Source organism: Nocardia sp. NPDC050713, assembly GCF_040654315.1.
In the GTDB taxonomy this organism is placed as follows: Bacteria; Actinomycetota; Actinomycetes; order Mycobacteriales; family Mycobacteriaceae; genus Nocardia.
This window is the reverse complement of record NZ_JBFAHS010000003.1, coordinates 258294-276588: the sequence shown is the minus strand read 5'-3', so window position 1 is coordinate 276588 and position 18295 is coordinate 258294. Positions and strand designations below refer to the sequence as shown.

At 67.9% G+C, this 18295-nt stretch carries 24 protein-coding genes; 7 read left to right on the top strand and 17 right to left on the bottom strand.

What is annotated here, in order from left to right; translation table 11 throughout:
- Positions 1 to 39 precede the first annotated feature (39 nt).
- The gene (locus AB0H49_RS07790) at positions 40 to 813 is read left to right on the top strand and encodes an SDR family NAD(P)-dependent oxidoreductase (RefSeq protein ID WP_357248503.1); all 774 of its coding nucleotides are present in this window, start codon (positions 40 to 42) and stop codon (positions 811 to 813) included.
- Positions 814 to 896: 83 nt separating this feature from the next.
- On the opposite strand, the gene AB0H49_RS07785 is transcribed toward AB0H49_RS07790, so the two are convergent.
- The 8 genes from AB0H49_RS07785 to AB0H49_RS07750 form a co-directional block, all read right to left on the bottom strand.
- Positions 897 to 1745: an LLM class flavin-dependent oxidoreductase gene (locus tag AB0H49_RS07785; RefSeq protein ID WP_357248500.1), complete on the bottom strand. Its 849-nt coding sequence runs from the start codon at positions 1743 to 1745 to the stop codon at positions 897 to 899.
- A 160-nt stretch (positions 1746 to 1905) separates the two neighbouring features.
- Positions 1906 to 2472 carry a hypothetical protein gene (locus AB0H49_RS07780; RefSeq protein WP_355002310.1) on the bottom strand — a complete coding sequence of 189 codons (567 nt, stop codon included), beginning with the start codon at positions 2470 to 2472 and terminating at the stop codon, positions 1906 to 1908.
- Between the two features lie 40 nt (positions 2473 to 2512).
- Positions 2513 to 3235, bottom strand: a complete 723-nt coding sequence (locus AB0H49_RS07775; RefSeq protein ID WP_357248495.1) for an alpha/beta fold hydrolase — start codon at positions 3233 to 3235, stop codon at positions 2513 to 2515.
- A gap of 181 nt (positions 3236 to 3416) precedes the next feature.
- Positions 3417 to 3887 (bottom strand): DUF1360 domain-containing protein, encoded by a 471-nt coding sequence (locus tag AB0H49_RS07770; protein WP_357248493.1) that lies wholly within the window; start codon positions 3885 to 3887, stop codon positions 3417 to 3419.
- Between the two features lie 223 nt (positions 3888 to 4110).
- Complete coding sequence (locus tag AB0H49_RS07765; protein WP_355002307.1) at positions 4111 to 4533, bottom strand: hypothetical protein; 423 nt, start codon at positions 4531 to 4533, stop codon at positions 4111 to 4113.
- 393 nt (positions 4534 to 4926) lie between these two features.
- A complete protein-coding gene (locus AB0H49_RS07760) occupies positions 4927 to 5541 on the bottom strand; it encodes a TetR family transcriptional regulator (protein ID WP_355002306.1) in 615 nt (204 codons plus the stop codon).
- Positions 5542 to 5770: 229 nt separating this feature from the next.
- On the bottom strand, positions 5771 to 6091 hold the full coding sequence (locus AB0H49_RS07755; protein ID WP_357248489.1) for a hypothetical protein: 321 nt from the start codon (positions 6089 to 6091) through the stop codon (positions 5771 to 5773).
- A 105-nt stretch (positions 6092 to 6196) separates the two neighbouring features.
- A complete protein-coding gene (locus AB0H49_RS07750) occupies positions 6197 to 6742 on the bottom strand; it encodes a hypothetical protein (RefSeq protein WP_357248486.1) in 546 nt (181 codons plus the stop codon).
- Between the two features lie 476 nt (positions 6743 to 7218).
- Here AB0H49_RS07750 and AB0H49_RS07745 point away from each other — a divergent pair, with 476 nt between their 5' ends.
- From AB0H49_RS07745 to AB0H49_RS07735, 3 genes are all read left to right on the top strand, one after another.
- Complete coding sequence (locus AB0H49_RS07745) at positions 7219 to 8343, top strand: NAD-dependent epimerase/dehydratase family protein (protein ID WP_357248483.1); 1125 nt, start codon at positions 7219 to 7221, stop codon at positions 8341 to 8343.
- Positions 8344 to 8498: 155 nt separating this feature from the next.
- Positions 8499 to 8744 (top strand): hypothetical protein, encoded by a 246-nt coding sequence (locus tag AB0H49_RS07740; RefSeq protein ID WP_355002300.1) that lies wholly within the window; start codon positions 8499 to 8501, stop codon positions 8742 to 8744.
- Between the two features lie 142 nt (positions 8745 to 8886).
- Positions 8887 to 9549, top strand: a complete 663-nt coding sequence (locus AB0H49_RS07735; RefSeq protein WP_357248479.1) for a S1 family peptidase — start codon at positions 8887 to 8889, stop codon at positions 9547 to 9549.
- Positions 9550 to 9606: 57 nt separating this feature from the next.
- On the opposite strand, the gene AB0H49_RS07730 is transcribed toward AB0H49_RS07735, so the two are convergent.
- The 3 genes from AB0H49_RS07730 to AB0H49_RS07720 form a co-directional block, all read right to left on the bottom strand.
- Positions 9607 to 10140 carry an FHA domain-containing protein gene (locus tag AB0H49_RS07730; protein ID WP_355002298.1) on the bottom strand — a complete coding sequence of 178 codons (534 nt, stop codon included), beginning with the start codon at positions 10138 to 10140 and terminating at the stop codon, positions 9607 to 9609.
- A 349-nt stretch (positions 10141 to 10489) separates the two neighbouring features.
- The gene (locus AB0H49_RS07725) at positions 10490 to 11659 is read right to left on the bottom strand and encodes a zinc-dependent alcohol dehydrogenase (RefSeq protein WP_355002297.1); all 1170 of its coding nucleotides are present in this window, start codon (positions 11657 to 11659) and stop codon (positions 10490 to 10492) included.
- Positions 11660 to 11672: 13 nt separating this feature from the next.
- On the bottom strand, positions 11673 to 12182 hold the full coding sequence (locus tag AB0H49_RS07720; protein WP_357248476.1) for a hypothetical protein: 510 nt from the start codon (positions 12180 to 12182) through the stop codon (positions 11673 to 11675).
- Between the two features lie 373 nt (positions 12183 to 12555).
- Here AB0H49_RS07720 and AB0H49_RS07715 point away from each other — a divergent pair, with 373 nt between their 5' ends.
- From AB0H49_RS07715 to AB0H49_RS07705, 3 genes are read left to right on the top strand one after another with little or no spacing between them, the layout of a single operon-like run.
- The gene (locus tag AB0H49_RS07715) at positions 12556 to 13395 is read left to right on the top strand and encodes a MetQ/NlpA family ABC transporter substrate-binding protein (RefSeq protein WP_357249043.1); all 840 of its coding nucleotides are present in this window, start codon (positions 12556 to 12558) and stop codon (positions 13393 to 13395) included.
- On the top strand, positions 13392 to 14417 hold the full coding sequence (locus AB0H49_RS07710) for a methionine ABC transporter ATP-binding protein (RefSeq protein ID WP_355002295.1): 1026 nt from the start codon (positions 13392 to 13394) through the stop codon (positions 14415 to 14417). The genes AB0H49_RS07715 and AB0H49_RS07710 overlap by 4 nt, the downstream gene beginning before the upstream one ends.
- A 7-nt stretch (positions 14418 to 14424) precedes the next feature.
- Positions 14425 to 15087, top strand: a complete 663-nt coding sequence (locus AB0H49_RS07705) for a methionine ABC transporter permease (protein WP_357248471.1) — start codon at positions 14425 to 14427, stop codon at positions 15085 to 15087.
- Between the two features lie 4 nt (positions 15088 to 15091).
- On the opposite strand, the gene AB0H49_RS07700 is transcribed toward AB0H49_RS07705, so the two are convergent.
- The 6 genes from AB0H49_RS07700 to sufU form a co-directional block, all read right to left on the bottom strand.
- The gene (locus AB0H49_RS07700) at positions 15092 to 15601 is read right to left on the bottom strand and encodes a GNAT family protein (protein ID WP_355002293.1); all 510 of its coding nucleotides are present in this window, start codon (positions 15599 to 15601) and stop codon (positions 15092 to 15094) included.
- A gap of 74 nt (positions 15602 to 15675) precedes the next feature.
- Positions 15676 to 16119: a DUF4189 domain-containing protein gene (locus AB0H49_RS07695; protein WP_355002292.1), complete on the bottom strand. Its 444-nt coding sequence runs from the start codon at positions 16117 to 16119 to the stop codon at positions 15676 to 15678.
- 175 nt (positions 16120 to 16294) lie between these two features.
- The gene (locus AB0H49_RS07690; RefSeq protein WP_357249040.1) at positions 16295 to 16714 is read right to left on the bottom strand and encodes a DUF4189 domain-containing protein; all 420 of its coding nucleotides are present in this window, start codon (positions 16712 to 16714) and stop codon (positions 16295 to 16297) included.
- A 143-nt stretch (positions 16715 to 16857) separates the two neighbouring features.
- Positions 16858 to 17283, bottom strand: coding sequence for a DUF4189 domain-containing protein (locus AB0H49_RS07685; RefSeq protein ID WP_357248466.1), 426 nt, complete (start codon positions 17281 to 17283; stop codon positions 16858 to 16860).
- Positions 17284 to 17430: 147 nt separating this feature from the next.
- Complete coding sequence (locus AB0H49_RS07680; protein ID WP_355002290.1) at positions 17431 to 17802, bottom strand: metal-sulfur cluster assembly factor; 372 nt, start codon at positions 17800 to 17802, stop codon at positions 17431 to 17433.
- Entirely contained in the window at positions 17795 to 18292 is a 498-nt protein-coding gene (sufU, locus tag AB0H49_RS07675) for a Fe-S cluster assembly sulfur transfer protein SufU (RefSeq protein WP_357248463.1), read from the bottom strand. The genes AB0H49_RS07680 and sufU overlap by 8 nt, the downstream gene beginning before the upstream one ends.
- Positions 18293 to 18295: the final 3 nt, after the last annotated feature.

The window sequence follows — 18295 nt, the reverse complement described above, 5'->3', positions numbered from 1 at the left end:
TTCGAGCACAGGCAGTGTCGCCGACGGAAGGACCCACGCATGACCGACGCCTCCCCCTTCGATCTCAGCGGCCAGGTCGCCGTCGTCACCGGCGGCAACTCCGGGATCGGGCTCGGTTTCGCCCGCGGCCTGGCCCGCGCGGGAGCCGACGTTTGCATCGTCGGTCGCGATGGCGAACGCAACGCCACGGCCGCCGCCGAGTTGCGCGAGTTCGGCGGCCGCGTGCTTCCCCTCGTCTGCGACGTCGCCGAGGAGCAGCAGATCGTGGACACCGTCGCGCGCGCCGCCGCCGAACTCGGGCGCATCGACTCCTGCTTCGTCAATGCCGGTGTGGCGCAAGGTATGACGCCTTTCCTGGACACCGGTTTGGCGGAGTTCCGCCGCGTCACCTCGGTCAACCTGGACGGCGCCTTCGTCACCCTGCGCGAGGCCGCGAAGGTGATGGTCGCCCAGGGCACGGGCGGCAGCCTCGTCGCCACCGCCAGCCTGGCGGCCAGGCAAGGCGTGCCTCGCGGCCAGTCCTACGCCGCGAGCAAGGCAGGCATCATCGCGGTGATCAACTCGATCGCCGTCGAACTCGGCAAGCACGGCATCCGCGCCAACGCCGTGCTTCCCGGTTGGATCGATACCCCGATGACCGAGCACATCTTCGCCTGGGACCGCTTCAGGGAACGCGTTCAGCCGCGAATTCCCGTGCGGCGCTGGGGCTCGCCCGAGGACTTCGAGGCGGTCGCGGTCTATCTCGCGAGCCCGGCCAGCGCTTACCACACCGGCGACACCCTGCTGATCGACGGCGGCTACAGCATGTTCTGACAGACGGCGCCGCGCCCGGAGCCGGGACCGGCGGCGGCGTTCCGGGCCCGTCGACAATACCGCCGACGGGCCCGGGTGCTCGATCAGCCGATCACATCGGCGATGCGGTCGACCTGTCCGGGATCGGAGCCGTAGCAGTAGAGCATCACCTCGTCGGCGCCGAGGTCGGCGAATTGCCTTATGGTCGCGCGGATCTCGTCGGGAGTGGCGCGTAGACCCGCGACCATGTTGTCGGCCCAGCCGCTGAACTCGTAGTAGGCGCCGATCGCCGTGCGGGCTTCGTCGACGACTGACTGCGGACCGAGGGCGACGTTGACCTGCGCGACGAGCCGCGGGTCGCCGTCGCGTCCGTGGTCGTGCCAGGACTTGCGGACGGAGTCGAACAACCCGCCCGCCCAGTTCGGCGGGACCGCGGAAAGGAAACCGTCGCCCCAGCGCGCGACGCGTTCCAGGGCGGCGGGCTTGAAGCCGCCGAACAGGATCGGCGGACCTCCCGGCCGCACCGGAGCCGGGCCGATCGGACCGCACTCCGCGCCGAACGGCTCTCCCGACCACAGGCCGCGCAGGTGCGCGAGTTGTTCGTTCATCCGACGGCCGCGGGTGCGCAGCTCGACGCCGGTGGCGAGATGGTCGTCGGCGCGTCCACCGACGCCGAGCCCGAGCACCAGCCTGCCGCCGGACATACGGTCCAGTGTCGCAACCTGTTTGGCGAGCAGCGCGGTATCCCGCAGCGGGGCCAGCAGCACCTCGGTCTGTACCTTGACGCGGCTGGTCGCTCCGGCGAGGACCGACAAAGCGACCAACGGTTCGGGATTGTCGTAGACGAGGCGGTCGAGCAAGCCGAGCGTCGAGAACGGCCCCGCGTCGGCACGCCGCGCCCAATCGAGCAGAAGAACGGGGTCGGAGATCGGCAATCCGAGTCCGATATGCATGGGATTCCTCCAGAAAAATGGGTGGGCAAACAGCACCGCCCACTCCATCGCCTGGATCATCGAGGCGTGGTCTCCCGTTCTGCGGCTGTACTTCTTGGGAGCACCAATCGGATTGCGACCACTATAGATTCACCGGGTCGTTGCGCACAAACGGGCGTACCTACTTCATGTATTTCAGCAGGCCGAGGTTCGGCTCGAGCGCGCCGTCCTGGCCGAGCGCCACGAAGTCCGCCTCCACAGCCGAGAGCGCGAGTTTCCCCGCGCGTACGGCGCGGTAGCGCACGAACGACCAGAGGAAGACATCGAGGTTGTCGAAGCGGGTGCCGCCTTCGAGCACCTCCTCTTCGTGAAACCACACGGCCACTTGACCATTGGTGAGCACGACGTACAGATTGCCGCCGCCGTCCGCGCCGATCGAGTAGACGTCGTCGTCGGTGAGCTCGGTGGTGTAGTCCGAATCGAGGAGCCCGCAATCGTTTCCGCCGAAGTCGAAACCGTAGGACCAGGAGAAGATGTCCAAGAACTGCGGCAAGCGGCCCGAGCGCACCCGGCGGTCGAGCGCAGCCAGCGCCGCGGCGTCCGTGGGCGCGAGGCGCGCGAGAAACCTTGCCACCGGCGGGGTTTCCTCCGGCACCTGGACGGGAGTCGCATCGGGAAACCACCGCGCCAGGTCGGCGTCGAGGTCACGATCGGTGTAGCCGACGAGGTCGGCGAGGGTAAGCGTCACGCGGGGATTGTAGAAGCGGCTTCGGACATCTTTCGACGGCTCAGGGACAGCCGGTGGCCAGGGGTTCGCCGCGCAGTGCGCTGTCGATCAACTCTTGAAAGGCGCCGTCGATCGGTTCGTCGGCGTGCGTCACCCGGCGGCCCGGGCACAACGATTGCACGCTCGCGTTCGTCGCGCCGGGCAGCGGTTCGCGTTCCTCGCCCGCGTCCTCGGAGAACAGGTGGTAGGCGGGGAGGTCGGGGGGAATCGCCGGTGCGGCGTTGAGCGCGGTGAGGAACGGTGAACCAGGGGTCAGGTCGCGGCAGCCCGGGTAGAACGGTGCGCACAGCACCGCGAGAGCCACGCCGTTTTCCGGCGTGCCGAAGTCGAGGTAGATGCCCACCGCCGCGCGCCCATCGAGAAACTTCACGTAGTGACGCTGGGCCAGACCACCCATCGAGTGGCCGACGAGATCCACTCGCGCCGAACCTGTTTCGCGACGAATCTCGGCGACCTTGTCCGCCACGGCGCGCGCCGAGTCGACCAGCGGCGCGGTCGCGGCGGGCGTGCCCGGCAGCACCATCGCGTACGCGGTGTAGCCGCGCGAGCCCAACCAGGCCCGCAGGGTCTCGAGCTTGCCGACGTTCGCGTCGAACCCGCCGATCACCAGGACCGGGTTCCGCGCGGCACCGGGCACCGGCTCGGCGGCGGCGGGTCCGCCCACAACGCCGAGACCGAGCGCGACCGAAACCAGACAGACGAGCAGCCTTCGCACGGTGTCCATCGACCTGCTTCCTCGAGGGGCCGGGGTGCCCTGGGGACAGTAATGGACACACGCCGCCGTCGCCGCGAGTCACCGCGTGTCTGCCGCTTGCAGGCTTGTCCGCTGTCGCGGTCCGACCGTAGCGCCGAGGCAGGCACCGCGGCGCCAGGCCGCGGCCGAGCCGCTGGACCCCATCGAGCGTCTACTGCTCGGCGATCTGCTGGGCGGTCGCGTACGCGAGGTGCAGGAAGTCGGCACCGGCGAGTACGGCCAGGGATTCACCGATCATTCGGGTCGCGCGCGGCGCGAAGACGTGGCCGACGGTGAAGCCCGTCACCACCCAGACGTCCAAGCAGAACGGGCACGTCAGCAGCTGACCGATGCCGCGCGCGACGCCGTCCTCGGCTTTGGGGCGCTCCATCACCTCGCCGGGGCCGCCGTTGCCGGCCGGGCGCGTGAACGGGGCCCGAAGCGGTGCGACGACAGCGTCTTTGGTGACGGTTCGGGAGAGCTTGTGGGCCGCGAACGCGGTCGTCACCAGGTCCTGCACACTCATGGCCTCCGGAAGTCTCCGGTGGGTGAGCCTGCCGAGGATCGCCACCGCGATCACGGTGAGCGCGTACATCACCAGGCTCGCGAGGTAACCACTCCTCGATCGGTTGCCCTCCGTCATGAACGCACCCGCAGGTCGGCGGATTCGCCCCGCCTCCGTCGATGGACGGCGCCGCTGGGACGCACCCGCGCGGCACCTCGGCCGTGGTCGGCGCGAGTCGGGAGCGATCGTGGCGCCAGCGGAAGGAACCTGCGGGCCGCGGGAGAAGTGCTCGACGACGCGGGCGAGTTCGGACAGCCCGACGATGCGCTGGCCAGGTAGCGGAGGGCGGCGCGACTCATGTCTAGCCGACACCCAGGGCGGTGAGCAGGACCAAGACGACCGTGGTGACGGCCAGTACCCCGTGCGCGGCCACGATCGGGACCGGGAAGTGGCGTTCCGGCGGAGCGGAGTCGATGACCTCGGCCGCGGCGGCGGTGCGGGAGCGATAGACCGGCAGCCAGCGCAACAGCATGGCGAATCCGAGGGCGGCGACGGGCACCAGCAGGGCGAACGCGATCCAGGCCAGCGCCGTCGAGTCCACTACCAGGTAGATGATCCAGACGACGAGGCCAGCCGCGGCTAGCAGGAAGTGACCGAAAACGACCGGCGGCGGCAGATGGCTGGCGGTTGGCTGTCGCGCGCCGCCCTTGGCGATCCAGGTGCCGAGCAGGACCGCGCCGCCGCCTGCGGTCAACAGCCAGGTGATCAGTGCTGCGATACCCATGATGTGCTCCTCGAGGTGAGTCGGGAAGGGATTGTCGACTTGGGAATCGGGCATTCGGTCGGGCAACGACCTCCAGGGTGCTGATCCGCCCTGGAGGCCGACTTTTCCAGTGATCACATCATCATCGGCATGCCGGGAAGCATGTTGAGCAGACCCATGAACATGTCCATCATCCGCTCGCACATACCGGGCATCGCGATCACCTCCTCGGGTCTCGCGAATCGCTGATCAGTTGCCGCCTACCCACGATCGCCGCGAATATGCGGACGCGACGGCGCCGAGCCGTCGACCCGGGTTCGACCGGGATTTCCCGCGGTCAGCTGATTGATGGGATGTTTGGCTCCACGTCGCGGGACTCGAAAGGTGCGACGGCTCCGCTCCGAGCCGATGGAGCTAGTGCGGGGCCAGTGGAGCTGGTGCGGGGTGATCGAACAGGTACGCCGCGGCCATTTCGCTGGCCTCTTGCAGGCGGGTGGCGGCGTTGGGGGTGCGTTCGAAGACCCAGACGCCTTGGAGGAAGACCAGCAGGAAACGGCCCAGCGCACGTGGATCGCGGTCGGCGGCCAGTTCGCCCTGCGCATGGGCGCGCGTGAACGCCGAAGTGAACGTATCTTCCCAGCTTGCCCAACCCGATTCGATCAGCGCGGCGATTTCGGGGTCTCGGTCGGCGAGTTCGACGGCGGTATTGGACACCAGGCAGCCCAGGTAGCGGTGTTCGTCGCGGGCTTCGGCGACGAAGTGAGCGATGAGCGCTCGAAGGGCGGGTACGGCCGGGCCCGGTCGCGAGAGCGCGCCGGTGAGCCGCTCGTCGGCGAGTTGCAGGTAGCGTTGCAGCGCCTTGATGAACAGTGAGCGCTTGCAGCCGAAGGCAGCGTAGATACTGGCCTTGCCTATGCCGAGATGCTCGACCAGATCGGACATCGAGGTCGCTTCGAACCCGCGCTGCCAGAACAGATCCATGGCGAGGTCCAAGACGACGTCTGGGTCGAATTCCTTGGTGCGCGCCATGTTTCGAAATTCCTCCCTATTGCGACCGACCGGCCGAATATGTGCGCCTCGGCCGTCACGCCCAACCGCTGCCCCGTAAAACTACAGAACAGGCGCTCGAGACATGAATCCGCCGTCGCCATCACGGCCGGGCCGCCGACCGGTTCGGCGATGGCGTGACCGGCTACCGCTGTCGGACATCGCGGTGGGCTGGTCGCACCGTTCTCGAAGGGTCGACGACGGCTGGCGCTCAGACCCTCGGACCACCGCCACCGTAGCCGTCGTATCCACCACCCGCCGGACCACTGCCGCCGGGACCGCCCGGCCCCGGCTGGTGCGGGCCGCCGTAGCCCGGGCCCGCCCCCGGCCCACCCGGTGCGCGACGGTTGGACCGGCGGGTCACCAACACGACGATCAGCGGAATACCGATCACCACCAGCGCGACCGCGCCGAGGATGGCGAACCAGATCAGATACCGGACGAGTTGCAGGTATCTGTCCGAATCGGGCGGCGGCTCCGGAGTGGGGTTGCCGACTTGCGCCAGAACGTCGATGGCGGTCGCGAGAATCATTGTGGTGCTACCGATCTGCTCAGCGGGAGTCCTCGACGAATCGTACGGTGTCCAGGAGCGTCGCGAATGCCCTTCGGCCGCAAGCACTCAGGGGCCAGGAAGGATTCAGGAGAGGAACGGCTTCGCCCAGTCGGTGAACCGCTCCCCCAGCTCCGCTTGCGCCGCTGCGAGTACGGCTGCCGGGTCCTCCGCCGGGGGCAGGCCGAAGTTCTCGTCGAGCCACGCCACGAACTCGTCGTGGCAATCGCGGTGCGCCTCGTCCTCCTCGCGATAGAAGTACACCTCTTTCCAGTCGACTCGGATCTCCGAGTCGAAGCCGAGGAGTTGGAACAACTCCCGCACGTGGCGAGCGACGACGTGCTGACCGCCCTCGTCTCCGAAGACGACTACCGGCAGCGTCGCCAGATCGGCCCGGTCGTCGAGGCGCCACAGCGCGTAGAACGAACCGGAACCGTTGGCCTGCGCGAACGGAATCAGCCGGTCGGTGAACTCCGGATCTTTCGACCAGCCCGCCACCAGGCCCGAGATGTCACCGAAGTCCGTGAGACCGAACCCGTCGGCGTAATTCTCGTAACCGATCCTGTCCTGCAATTCCATCAGCAGGTTGAGCTCGTCGACCGGTGAGTACGGGCTGTTCAATGCGTTCTCCAAGCGGGCACGTCGGGCAATCTCGTTGTGGCTGGCCGGGTTTCGATGCCGGTGGATCGTCCGCGGGCCATGCCGCAGGATCCTAATCCTCACCCACGTCGACCAGTTCCTCGACATCGCCGACCTGGCTCACCTCGCGGGTAAGGTCCGCGAAACAGCGGAATTCGATTCCACCGCCCTGTGCGACTACCTCTCGCCGGTCGTTATCGCAGATCGGGTGCTGATGGCTACAGTCCCCGCTTGCGGTTCCAATCCATCGCATACCAGGCGTAGGCGATGTTCCCGATTCCAGCGGTGAAGAGGAACAGCCAGAAGTGGACCCAGCTCGAGGCGGAATTTCTCGGACACTCCACCCGAAAAAGTTCCGCGTGACTCGGACCGAGGTCCGCGACACCGTCGACGCGGAGCCGATCGTGTGACTCGTGCGGTTGCGGGTATGGCGGGGGCATGTCCGGACGAAGCTTCGAAGGACGCGGCTGGTGAAGGTTGTCGTCACCGGGGCCAGCGGCAATGTGGGGACCGCGTTGCTGCGGGCGCTGCGCGCCGAGGACTGGGAGATCGTCGGTGTCGTTCGCCGACCGCCCGCGGAGCGCGGACCGTACGCGCGGGCCCGCTGGGTGCGGTGCGATATCGGTGCGCCGGGGGCCGTCGGGGTGCTGCGCGAGGCGTTCGCGGACGCGGACGCGGTGGTGCATCTGGCGTGGGCGATCCATCCACGTAGCGGGGAGCCGCTGATGGAGCGGACGAATCTGGCCGGTAGCGCGAATGTGCTACGGGCCGTTGCGGACTGCGGCGTGCGGCATCTGACGTGCGCGTCCTCGGTCGCGGCGTACGCGCCCGCGCCGCGCTGGCAGCGGGTCGACGAGGCGTGGCCGTCGAGCGGGGTTCCCGGCAGCGCCTACAGCCGGGGCAAAGCGGTGCTCGAAGCGCTGCTCGACGGTTTCGCGGTGGAGCACCCCGGCGTGCGGGTCGCGCGGATCCGGCCGTGCGGCGTGACGCAGGCCGCCGCGGCCGCCGAACTCGCCGACTGGGCGTCGAGTCCGTGGCTGCCGCGCATCCTGATCGGTCACCGCTGGCTACCGATCCCGCTGTGGAAGGACCTGCGGTTGCAGCTCGTACACAGCGAAGACGTCGCCGCGGCACTCCGGCTGATCCTGACCCGGCAGGCGAGCGGCCCGTACAACCTGGCCGCCGAGCCGGTGCTGACAACCGCCGAACTGGCCGCCACCTTCGGCGGATTTCGCCTTCCGGTGCCGCTGCCCGCGCTGACCGCCGCGGCGTGGGCGAGCTGGCGACTCGGCGTACAGCCGCTGCATCCGGGCTGGCTCGAGCTCGCCGACAGGGCGTGCCTGATCGACACGGCCAAGGCGCGCCGGGAACTCGGCTGGGCACCGCGTCACCCGGCCGATGCGGTCGCCGCCGAACTCGCCGAGGGACTTCGCACGCGCCGAACCGGAGACAGCCCGCCGCTCGCGCCCGCTCGCGCGCGACCCCGACTCGGGCACCCCACCCATCAGACCCAGGCGTTCCCCTCCCCCGCTCCCGCACACAGCCGGAAGACCGCTCGGACGCGACCACCCCGTTCGGTGACGAACAGGGCGTAGCCGTTTCCGAACAGCGACGCGCACTCCAACCCGAGGTCTGAGCATTTCCAACCCGCAGGTGGAAGATCTTCCGCGCGGTCTGCGAGAAGAGTTGGTGGTGTCATTCCGGGACGCCTTCCGGGTGTCCCGAAAAGCGCTCAGTTGAAGGAAAGATCATGAAATCAACCAAAATGCGCGCAGCCGTCGCAGCGGTAGCGATCGCACCTATGATCGCCCTCGGCTCAGGCGTTGCGACCTCGGCCCCGGCCGTCGAACCCCCTGTGCCCGTTCAGGTGGCGCCCGCCTCCGACCAAGTTCCCGCTGAGGTCGAGCCGGCTTTGCTGTGGTGGAACCCATTCCTGTGGTGGGTCTGCTTCGTACCGCCGATCTTCCCGTTCGGTACGGGCATCTGCCTCGCATGACGTAATCGCAACGCGACAATGCCGAAAACGCCGCGCGTCACACACTCCTGTGGTGTGGTGACTTGTAGCAGTAGTGCTCGAGGAGGTGCCAACGTCAATAGCGCCGCACGGGAGCATCGCGGCCCCAGCGATGGGATGGACTATGTTCAGGAAACTCGCAGTGGCCGTCTTCGCACTCGCGGCAGGCGTGCTGCCGGCCGGGGCGCAAGCAGGCATCGCGCATGCCGCGGCCCCGGCGGTGCTCGGCGGCGGCTCCGGCATCGTCGTCGGCGACCAGGGCGTCTGCACGCTCACCACGATCGGGCACGACGCCGCGGGTCGGCTGGTCGGTCTCACCGCGGGTCACTGCGATGCGGCGGGTACCTCGATCACCGCCGAGGCCAACCGTGACGCCGGCGAAGTCGGCACCTTCGCCTTCACGAACCCGGATATGGACTACGCCGTCATCGAGTTCGATCCGGACCGAGTCGTCCCCGTGAATCGCGTGGGAAATACGACGATCACCGCGGTGGGCGGGCCGGTGCGGTTCCCGGAAATCGCCTGTAAGCAGGGCTACACCACGGGCCAGACCTGCGGTCTGGCCTACGGCGACGTGTTCGAGACCAACAACTGGGCTTGGACCCAGATCTGCGTCCTGCCCGGCGACTCCGGCGGGCCGATCGTGGTCGGGACAACGCTGGTCGGCATGGTCAACGGCTACCTGTACGTGCCGTGCCTCGGACCGCAGCTGGGCGGGAACATGGCCGCCATCATCGCCGATATCGACGCACGCGGTGGCGTCGGCGCGGGCTTCGACCCGATCTGAGGTCCACCGCGCCGAAAGGAGTCGCCGCTGCGCACGCGGCGCCGGTACTCCGCGGCCCTACCGATCGTGATAGTCGATCACGCCACTCTCGATGGCACGTTCGACAAGGAACACCCGTTTCTGATTCGGCGGCAGGGCTTCGACGTCGAATATCTTGAACAGCGCTCGCATATGGGTTTTCACCGTGGCGACGCTGAGACACAGATCCTGGGCGATCTGACAGTTCGACGCGGGGTAGGTGAACGCGGTCTCGGAATCATATGGGCGACACAGCGCCGCCAGAATCGAATACTGTGCCTCGGTCAGTGCATTCCGGGTCGGCAGCCGCATCTGGACGACCGTTTTCCCGTCGTCGGACGGTTGGCCGTCGGTGAAGACGAACACCGATTTCCCGAGGCGCACCGAATCGCCGGACTCGAGCTTCCGAAATCCGCCGACGCGCTCGCCGTTGACGAAAGTCCCGTTCATCGACAGACCGTTGTCGATCACGACCCAGCAGCCGCCCACTCGCTCGATGATGGCGTGCAGGCGCGAAACCGTCGCGTCGGCCGCCACGATGATGTCCGCGGCGTCCGACCGCCCGATCGTCATCCGGGTCGCGCCGTGATCGAGTGGAATCTCACGCCAGCCCCCGTGCCGGTCCCGATGGGACAGCGTGGCACAACCGGCCGGCTGTCGCCGCGCACGCTCGTATGCTGCCGAGTACGATCCATTACCCAGCGCTTTTTGTCCCTGTGGCGTGGACATGATGCGTAGTTCCCGTTCCGAAGTACGTCATGACTACGAGCACCCGACCCATAACACAGAATGCGCTCTTTCACGGCTGAATGCACGCGGCGAGCTACTCGCGTGCGGCAACCAGGGGGCTATTTCCTGCCCGAGGCTCGATTTCTACTCGTCCGCCGGACCACCGGTGTGACAACGTGCCGGCGTGCCGAACTCACGGACGGAAGACCGCTCGGACACAGCCGTCCCGCTTGTTCTTGAACAGGTCGTATCCGGTCACCGCATCCTCGAGCGGCATGTCGTGGGTGATGAGATATGTCGGGTCGAGTTCTCCGCGCTGAACGTAGTCGAGCAATCGCGGCACGTACCGCTGCCCGTGCTGCTGCGCAGTGCGGATGGTCAGGTTCTTGTTGGTCACGGCGCCCATCGGGAACTTGTCGGTGAGGCCGTAGACGCCGAGCACGGCGACGGTCCCGCCCTTGCGGCAGGCGAGGATCGCCTCGCGCAGCGGCGTCGCGCGATCGGTCTCCATGCGCAGCAGTTGTTTGGCGCGGTCGTAGATCTGTTGCAGACCCGTGCCGTGCCCTTCCATCCCGACGGCGTCGATGCAGGCGTCCGGTCCTCGCCCGCCGGTGCCTTCGCGCAGCGCGTCGAGCACGCTGCCCACCGCCGTGTAGTCGATGGTCTCCGCGCCGATGTTCTCGCGCGCCAGGGTGAGCCGTTCGGGGAGCCGATCGATGACGATGACGCGCTCCGCACCGAGCAGCCGGGCGCTGTGCGCGGCCATCAGCCCGACGCCGCCGCTCCCCCAGACCGCGACCGTGTCGCCGGGCGAGATGTCGCAGAAGTCGGCGCCCATGAACCCGGTGGGCACCGCGTCGGACAGGAACAGCGCCTGCTCGTCGGTCACCCCGAAGGGGACGGTGAAACAGTTGACGTCGGCGAACGGCACCCGGATGTACTGCGCGTGCGAGCCCTGATAGCCGCCGAACGGGTGGGTGTACCCGTAGATGCCGCCGGTCGGATAGCCGAAGATCGGCTGTTGCAGCTCGGCGTTCGGGTTCGTCGTGTCGCACAGCGAGTAGAGGTCGTTGTCGCAGTACCAGCACGAGCCGCAGCCGATGAAGGACGGTACGACGACCCGCTCGCCGACCGAACGCGCGACGACCTCCTTGCCGACCTCCACGATCTCGCCCATGAACTCGTGACCGAACACATCGCCTTCGCGCATGCCCGGCAGGTAGCCGTCGATGAAGTGCAGGTCCGAACCGCAGGTGGTGGTCAACCGGACTCGCACGATGGCGTCGTGCGGATTGACCAGCCTCGGCTCGTCGACGGTCTCCACCGCCAGGTCGTCGACGCCGTTCCAGCAGAGTGCGCGCATGTCGTCTCCTCGGTCAGCGAGCGCTGGGGTTGTGTTCGAGGGTGGGCAGCTCACCGGTTTGCAGCAGTGCGCGCGCACGGTAGAGCGCCTTGAACGCCGCGGGTCCGATCAGGAAACCGGGGACCGGCGCCGACGCGCGCATCGTCACCTCGGTGCCCAGGCCGTGCGGCGCGTCGGCGAAGAACAAGCCGATCTCGGGTCCACGCTCGCGAGCGGAGCCGTCGGGGGCGGCGCCGACGAAACGCAGGCCGTCCGCCTCGGTCACCAGTGTGGTCTGCCAGGTCAGCGCCTCGTCGTCACCGCGCAGCAGCGTCCATTCGTAGGCGGCGGGGCCGGTCGCGCGGACGTCGCCGAGATCGCCGAGCACCCGGGACAGGTTGTCCGCGTCGCGGCAGAACCGTTCGACCTCGGCCCGCGACCGGGAGATCGTCACCGTCCGGCTGGGTCCGGTCCGGCTGGCGGATTCGAGGAATTTCTCGACGAGTTCGGTCAGTTGCCCCTTGGCCGTGTCGACGTAGTGCATGGGACGTCCCTTCGAGCGGTCTGCGGGTCGAGAGCCGGAATCCCCGGTGCGCTTCCCCGACCGCCTACCCGACGAGTCCCCGGGCAAACACAGCACGTCACCGGTCCCGCGGCCGATGCGGACCGCCCCCTCACGGCGGTCCGCCGCCCGCACCCGACGCGCGAGGTTCGGTTGACAGTCAAACTAGACGACTGTCCAACTTTGCGCGAGGGTTCCGCTCACCACTAGCGAAATCCTTGTCGGTCACCGTGCCGCGCCGCTTGGATTGCCGGGTTCAGAAAAGGCGGGACGGCGACGACGCGCTGCCCCGCCACCTTGCGACGAGCATTCGGGAGCACGAGTGAAATTCCATCGGGTACTGGCGATCCCGGTCCTGGTAGCCACCGCGGCCCTCACCCTGACGGCGTGCGGCACCGACGACGCGTCCTCCGGGACAGTGGTGCGCATCGGCACCACCGACCGGGATCAGGTCTGGGACGTCTTCGAGCGCAAGGCGAAAGACCAGGGCATCACCCTGCGGATCACCAACTTCTCCGACTACCAGCAGCCGAATCTCGCGCTCGCGCAGGGGCAGATCGATGTCAACCTGTTTCAGCACCTGCAGTTCCTCGGCCAGTACAACGTGTCCAACAACGACACGCTGACCCCGATCGGCTCCACCTACATCGTGCCGCTCGGTCTGTACTCGAAGAAGCACCGATCGCTGGCCGACATCCCGCAGGGCGGCCAGATCGCCATCCCGAACGACCCGACCAATCAGGCCAGGGCGCTGTTCGTGCTGCAGGCCGCCGGACTGCTGAAGCTGTCCGGCGACAGCCGCCAGCCCTCCCCCGCCGACATCGACAAGGCCGCGTCCAAGGTCACCGTGACGCCGGTCGACGCGGCGCAGACGGCGCTGTCGCTGGCCTCGACGGATGGCTCGGTCATCAACAACACTTTCCTGGAGCGCTCCGGCATCGACCCGAATTCGGCGCTATACAAGGACGATCCGAAGAATCCGGCGGCCGAGCCGTACATCAATGTCATCGTCACCAGGGCCGAGGACAAAAACAACCCGCTCTACAAGCAGGTGGTCGACGTCTGGAAGGACCCGGAAGTGCAAGCGGCGCACGCGGAGTCGACCAAGAACACCGCGGTCGAGGTGACCCGCCCCGCACCGGAGCTGGAACAGATCCTGCAGCGGGTGCAGCAGACCATCCGCGACGGCAAGTGAGTTCGGCGACCGAGCCAGACGAGCGCGCGGCCGCAGTCGAATTCCGCGGCGTCGCCAAGGTTTTCGGTAAGGGCGCCGACCGCCATGTCGCACTCGACGGCATAGATCTGCGGATCGAGCGTGGCGAGATCTTCGGCGTCATCGGCTATTCCGGCGCGGGCAAGAGCACGCTGGTGCGTCTGATCAACGCGCTGGAGAAGCCGACGAGCGGCACCGTCCTGGTTTCCGGCACACCGATCACCGATGTACCGGAAGCCCGGGTCCGGCGGATCCGGCGCGATATCGGCATGGTGTTCCAGCAGTTCAACCTGTTCCGCTCGCGCACGGTCGCGGGCAACGTCGAGTACCCGCTGAAGATCGCCGGGTGGCGGCGGGCCGAGCGCAAGGCGCGCGTCGCCGAACTGCTCGAGTTCGTCGGCCTTTCGGAGAAGGCGCGCAGCTATCCGGACCAGCTCTCGGGCGGGCAGAAGCAGCGGGTCGGCATCGCGCGGGCGTTGGCGACTTCGCCCGCGCTGCTGCTGGCCGACGAGGCCACCTCGGCGCTGGACCCGGAGACCACCGGCGAGGTGCTGCGCCTGCTGAAGAAGGTCAATCGCGAACTCGGCGTCACCATCGTGGTGATCACCCACGAGATGGATGTCATCCGCGCGGTGGCCGACCGGGTCGCGGTGCTCGCCGAGGGCCGGATCGTCGAATTGGCCGAGACCTTCGATGTTTTCGCGGCGCCGCGAGCCACGCCTACCAAGTCGTTCGTCGGCACCGTGCTGCACAACCGGCCCGATTCCGGCGAACTGGCCCGGCTGCGCGAACGCCACGGCGGCACCCTGGTCACCGTCGACGTCGACGACGAGCGCGGCCTCGGCGCGGCACTGACCGGCGCGGCGCACGCCGACGTGCGGTTCGAGGTCGTGTACGGCGGGGTGAGCACGCTGCAGGACAAGACCTTCGGCAGCGTCACGCTGGCCCTGCACGGGCCGGACGACGCGGTGGCGAAGGTGATCGACGAACTGGAACGGAGGTGAGCGGACCGTGCACACGGATTGGGAGCGCCTGCGGCCGGTGCTGACCGAGGCGATCGGCACCACCGTCTACCTCGTGCTGATCACTTTCGTGGTGGGCGGGCTGATCGGGCTCTTTCTCGGCACCGCCCTGTACACCACGCGCAAGGGCGGACTGCTGGCCAACGCGCCGGTCAACGTGTTGCTCAACGTGGTGGTCAACATCGTGCGGCCGATCCCGTTCCTCATCCTGCTCGCCGCGCTGGGGCCGGTGACGCTGGAGGTGGTCGGCACCACGATCGGCACCGAGGCGGCCGCCTTCGTGATGATCGTGGCGGCCTCGTTCGGGATCGCCCGGATCGTGGAACAGAACCTGGTCACCGTCGATCCCGGCGTGATCGAGGCGGCGCGGGCGGTCGGGGCGGGACCATTGCGGATCATTCTGACGCTGCTCGTCCCGGAGGCGCTCGGTCCGCTGATTCTCGGCTACACCTTCGTGGTGATCGCGATCGTCGACATGTCCGCGATGGCGGGCATCGTGGGCGGCGGCGGGCTCGGCGATTTCGCCCTGGTGTACGGGTACCAGCGCTTCGACTGGCAGGTCACCCTGGTCGCCACCCTGATCATCATCGCGGGCGTGCAGGGCATCCAGTTCCTCGGCAACTGGCTGGCGCGCAAGGTGCTGCGCAGGTAACCGGTCAGAGGGCCTGGATGTACCAGTCGAGCGGGCCGACGCCGGGTTCGTCGCTGCTGCGCAGGTAGTGGAACCTGGCCCGGCGGGCCACGCCGACCGAGGCGGCGTGCGTGGGATCGATCCGCAGCACCACCTCGTCGGCCAGACCTGTGCTGGCCAGGTACCGGCAACCGAGGATGACCGCCCTGGTGGCCAGACGGCGGCCGCGCCAGGCCGGGTAGATGTCGAACCACAGGTCGGCCTGGCCCGCCGCCAAGTAGATCCGATCGGTCCGGATATCCAGGGTGCCGACGAGGGCCGCCCCGTTCTCCGCCGTGATCGCGAACATCCGCTCGGGTCCCTCCGCGGCCCAGTCCGCCACGCACTTCTCGAAGTGGGCCGTCACGCTCTCGAGCGTGCCGGGACCGCCGTCGAGCCCGCGGACCCGCTCGGGCTCCGCGGCGGCCAGATGCGCCTCGGCATCGGCCACCGTGATCGGTCGCAGCGCGATCACGCCGTCGGATAGCTGCACCACTCCATAATCGTCAACAAGATCACGATTCGGCAACCGACATCCCGGAGATTTCGCCACAAAGCGGGCAGCGGACCTCAGCCGACGTTGGATGTGCAGGCGGAGAGCACCGTGCTCGCCGGGCGTGGCGAGGCACTGCCGAGGTCCGGGAACGGCGGCGCGCTGAGGCCGAGCACCTGGATCGCCGCGCGCTCGGCGCCGCTCTTGGTGTGGTCCCAGGCCCAGCCGACGCGACCGTCGGCGCCCTGCGCCACCGCGCCGCAGGCGTTGCGGAAGTGCACGACGACCTGGCAGTCGCGGGCGCCGCACTCATCGATCGCGTTGGCGTCGGCCGCGGCGAGGCTGTTGTAGTTCACCGCGTAGGACACCGCACCGGTGCTGCGCGAAATGGCCATGGCACCGTAGAGATCACCGATCCGGGTCTCCCACGGCTCGGCCTGCTCGGCAGCGGCGGGCCCCGCACCGGCGACCACCGCGCCCGCGGCGATCGCGCCCACGAAGATACTGCGCGACAACGACATTGAATTTCCTCCCCGTTTCAGAAACGATTCGGGTCAGATCATTGTCCACGAATTCGTAAATGTCCAAATTTGCCGCGGGAACGCGGTCGTGGCGCGCTCGGCTACGAATTGTTCCCTCGCTGTGAGTATTTCATTTCGAGAACGTCCCGCGCCGCGCGAGCGATGTGAACCGCTCTCAGCCGACATTCTTCGTGCAGGCCGACACCGCAACCTGCGCGGCCCGCGGGGACGCGCTGCCGAGATCGGGGAAGGGCGGCGCGCTCTGGCCGAGCGAGGTCACCGCGATCCGCTCGGCCTCCTCGCGGGAACCCGCGGCGGCCCAGTCGAACCGGCCGTCGGCGCCGCGGGCGATGGCGCCGCAGCCGTCGACGACGTTCAGCACCAGGTCGCAGTCGTAGACGTTGCACTCGCGGATGGCCGCGGCGTCGGCCTGCACGCGGCTGGGATGGTCCATCGCGGCAACCACCCGGCCGGTGCTCGGCGAGAACGCCAGCGTTCCGTAGAGCTTGGGCGCCGCCTCGGCCGCACCGGCGGCGACGACCCCGAGGGCGGCGGTGGAGGACACGGCGACGGCAAGAGCCGACTTGCGCAGCACAGACAACAGGATCTCCCCGTTTCAGAAGCGATAACGGGGAGATCCTTGCCGAGCGTGCCCGGTTTGTCCAGATATTCAGCGGATCGCGAACGTCAACGGCCCCAGCAGATCTGGACGTCGGGGACGATCACGGGCGAAGCGAATCAGCGCGCGTTCGCCGTGCAGACGACCTCGACGATCCGCACGCCGCTCAGATTGGCGGAGCCGACGTTGGCCAGAAACGCCGTCGGAGTGACCTCCGCGATCTTCTGGTAGCCGGCGCGCTCGGCATCCGCCCTGGTCGCGCCGGTCGCCACGACGGCGGCGTCGTTGCTCTCCATCAGCACACCGCAGCCGTTCGCCCACGAGGCAGCCACCTCGCAACCGTCCGTGCCGCAGTCGGCGATCGCCGCGGCGTCGGCGTCGGCGGTGCTCGCCGCGTTGACACTCAACCCGTACACCAACGTGTTGGGGTTCACCGCGATCGCCGCGTGCAAGCTCGCCGCGTTCGCGGAACCGGCACCCAGCACCGACCCCACCGCAAGGCTGCTCACCGCGACGGCGAAGCCGACCTTACCCATCAATCTCATCGATTTATCTTCCTGTTCGGATCGGCCCCGGAATCGGAGCCCCCGCAATCATTGCCGACGGCATGGAAGTTCGAAAGTCGACCCTTCTCGGGGCTAGAAACGAATCGGGCCCGGATCATCGCGATCCGGGCCCGATATCGAAGAGCGTTATACGGTGAAACCGAGGGCGCGCAGTTGTTCGCGGCCGTCCTCGGTGATCTTGTCCGGCCCCCACGGCGGCATCCAGACCCAGTTGATCTCGAGATCCTCGACCAGACCACTGCGCACCAGGGCGTTGCGGGACTGGTCCTCGATGACATCGGTGAGCGGGCACGCCGCCGAGGTCAGCGTCATGTCCAGCTTGGCGACCTCGTTCTCGACCTTGATGCCGTAGACCAGGCCGAGATCGACGACGTTGATGCCCAGCTCGGGGTCGACGACGTCGCGCATGGCCTCCTCGATGTCCTCGAGGTGCTTGATCTCCTCGGCCGAGAGTTCGACCTGCTCGGCCGTTTCCGTCGTCGGCGTCGACTCACTCATGACGTTCCCCATTCTTCGGCAGGGCGCTGCCCATCGTGCGCTTGGTCTCTTCCGCGGAGGTTATCCGGACCACGGCGTCCTTGAACGCCATCCAGCCCAGCAGTGCGCATTTGACCCGCGCCGGGTACTTGGACACACCGGCCAGCGCGATGCCGTCGCCGATCATGTCCTCGTCGCCCTCGACCGTGCCGCGGCTGGAGATCATCTCGTTGTAGGCGTCGACGACCTTCAGCGCCTGCTGCACCGGCAACCCGATGACCTGATCGGTGAGGATCGAGGTGGCGGCTTGGCTGATCGAACAGCCCTGGCCGTCGTAGGAGACGTCGGCGACATCGCCGTTGTCGTCCAGCTGGACGCGCAGGGTCACCTCGTCACCGCAGGTCGGGTTCACGTGGTGCACCTCGGCGCCGTACGGTTCCCGCAGCCCGCGGTGGTGCGGGTGCTTGTAGTGGTCCAGGATCACTTCCTGGTACATCTGCTCCATGCGCATGTC

Coding starts and splice junctions, on each gene's coding strand:
- AB0H49_RS07790 (WP_357248503.1), top strand. CDS start 40: ATGACCGACGCCTCCCCCTTCGATCTCAGCGGCCAGGTCGCCGTCGTC.
- AB0H49_RS07785 (WP_357248500.1), bottom strand. CDS start 1,745: ATGCATATCGGACTCGGATTGCCGATCTCCGACCCCGTTCTTCTGCTC.
- AB0H49_RS07775 (WP_357248495.1), bottom strand. CDS start 3,235: ATGGACACCGTGCGAAGGCTGCTCGTCTGTCTGGTTTCGGTCGCGCTC.
- AB0H49_RS07770 (WP_357248493.1), bottom strand. CDS start 3,887: ATGACGGAGGGCAACCGATCGAGGAGTGGTTACCTCGCGAGCCTGGTG.
- AB0H49_RS07765 (WP_355002307.1), bottom strand. CDS start 4,533: ATGGGTATCGCAGCACTGATCACCTGGCTGTTGACCGCAGGCGGCGGC.
- AB0H49_RS07760 (WP_355002306.1), bottom strand. CDS start 5,541: ATGGCGCGCACCAAGGAATTCGACCCAGACGTCGTCTTGGACCTCGCC.
- AB0H49_RS07755 (WP_357248489.1), bottom strand. CDS start 6,091: ATGATTCTCGCGACCGCCATCGACGTTCTGGCGCAAGTCGGCAACCCC.
- AB0H49_RS07740 (WP_355002300.1), top strand. CDS start 8,499: ATGAAATCAACCAAAATGCGCGCAGCCGTCGCAGCGGTAGCGATCGCA.
- AB0H49_RS07735 (WP_357248479.1), top strand. CDS start 8,887: ATGTTCAGGAAACTCGCAGTGGCCGTCTTCGCACTCGCGGCAGGCGTG.
- AB0H49_RS07730 (WP_355002298.1), bottom strand. CDS start 10,140: ATGACGATCGGGCGGTCGGACGCCGCGGACATCATCGTGGCGGCCGAC.
- AB0H49_RS07725 (WP_355002297.1), bottom strand. CDS start 11,659: ATGCGCGCACTCTGCTGGAACGGCGTCGACGACCTGGCGGTGGAGACC.
- AB0H49_RS07720 (WP_357248476.1), bottom strand. CDS start 12,182: ATGCACTACGTCGACACGGCCAAGGGGCAACTGACCGAACTCGTCGAG.
- AB0H49_RS07695 (WP_355002292.1), bottom strand. CDS start 16,119: ATGTCGTTGTCGCGCAGTATCTTCGTGGGCGCGATCGCCGCGGGCGCG.
- AB0H49_RS07685 (WP_357248466.1), bottom strand. CDS start 17,283: ATGAGATTGATGGGTAAGGTCGGCTTCGCCGTCGCGGTGAGCAGCCTT.
- AB0H49_RS07680 (WP_355002290.1), bottom strand. CDS start 17,802: ATGAGTGAGTCGACGCCGACGACGGAAACGGCCGAGCAGGTCGAACTC.
- sufU (WP_357248463.1), bottom strand. CDS start 18,292: ATGCGCATGGAGCAGATGTACCAGGAAGTGATCCTGGACCACTACAAG.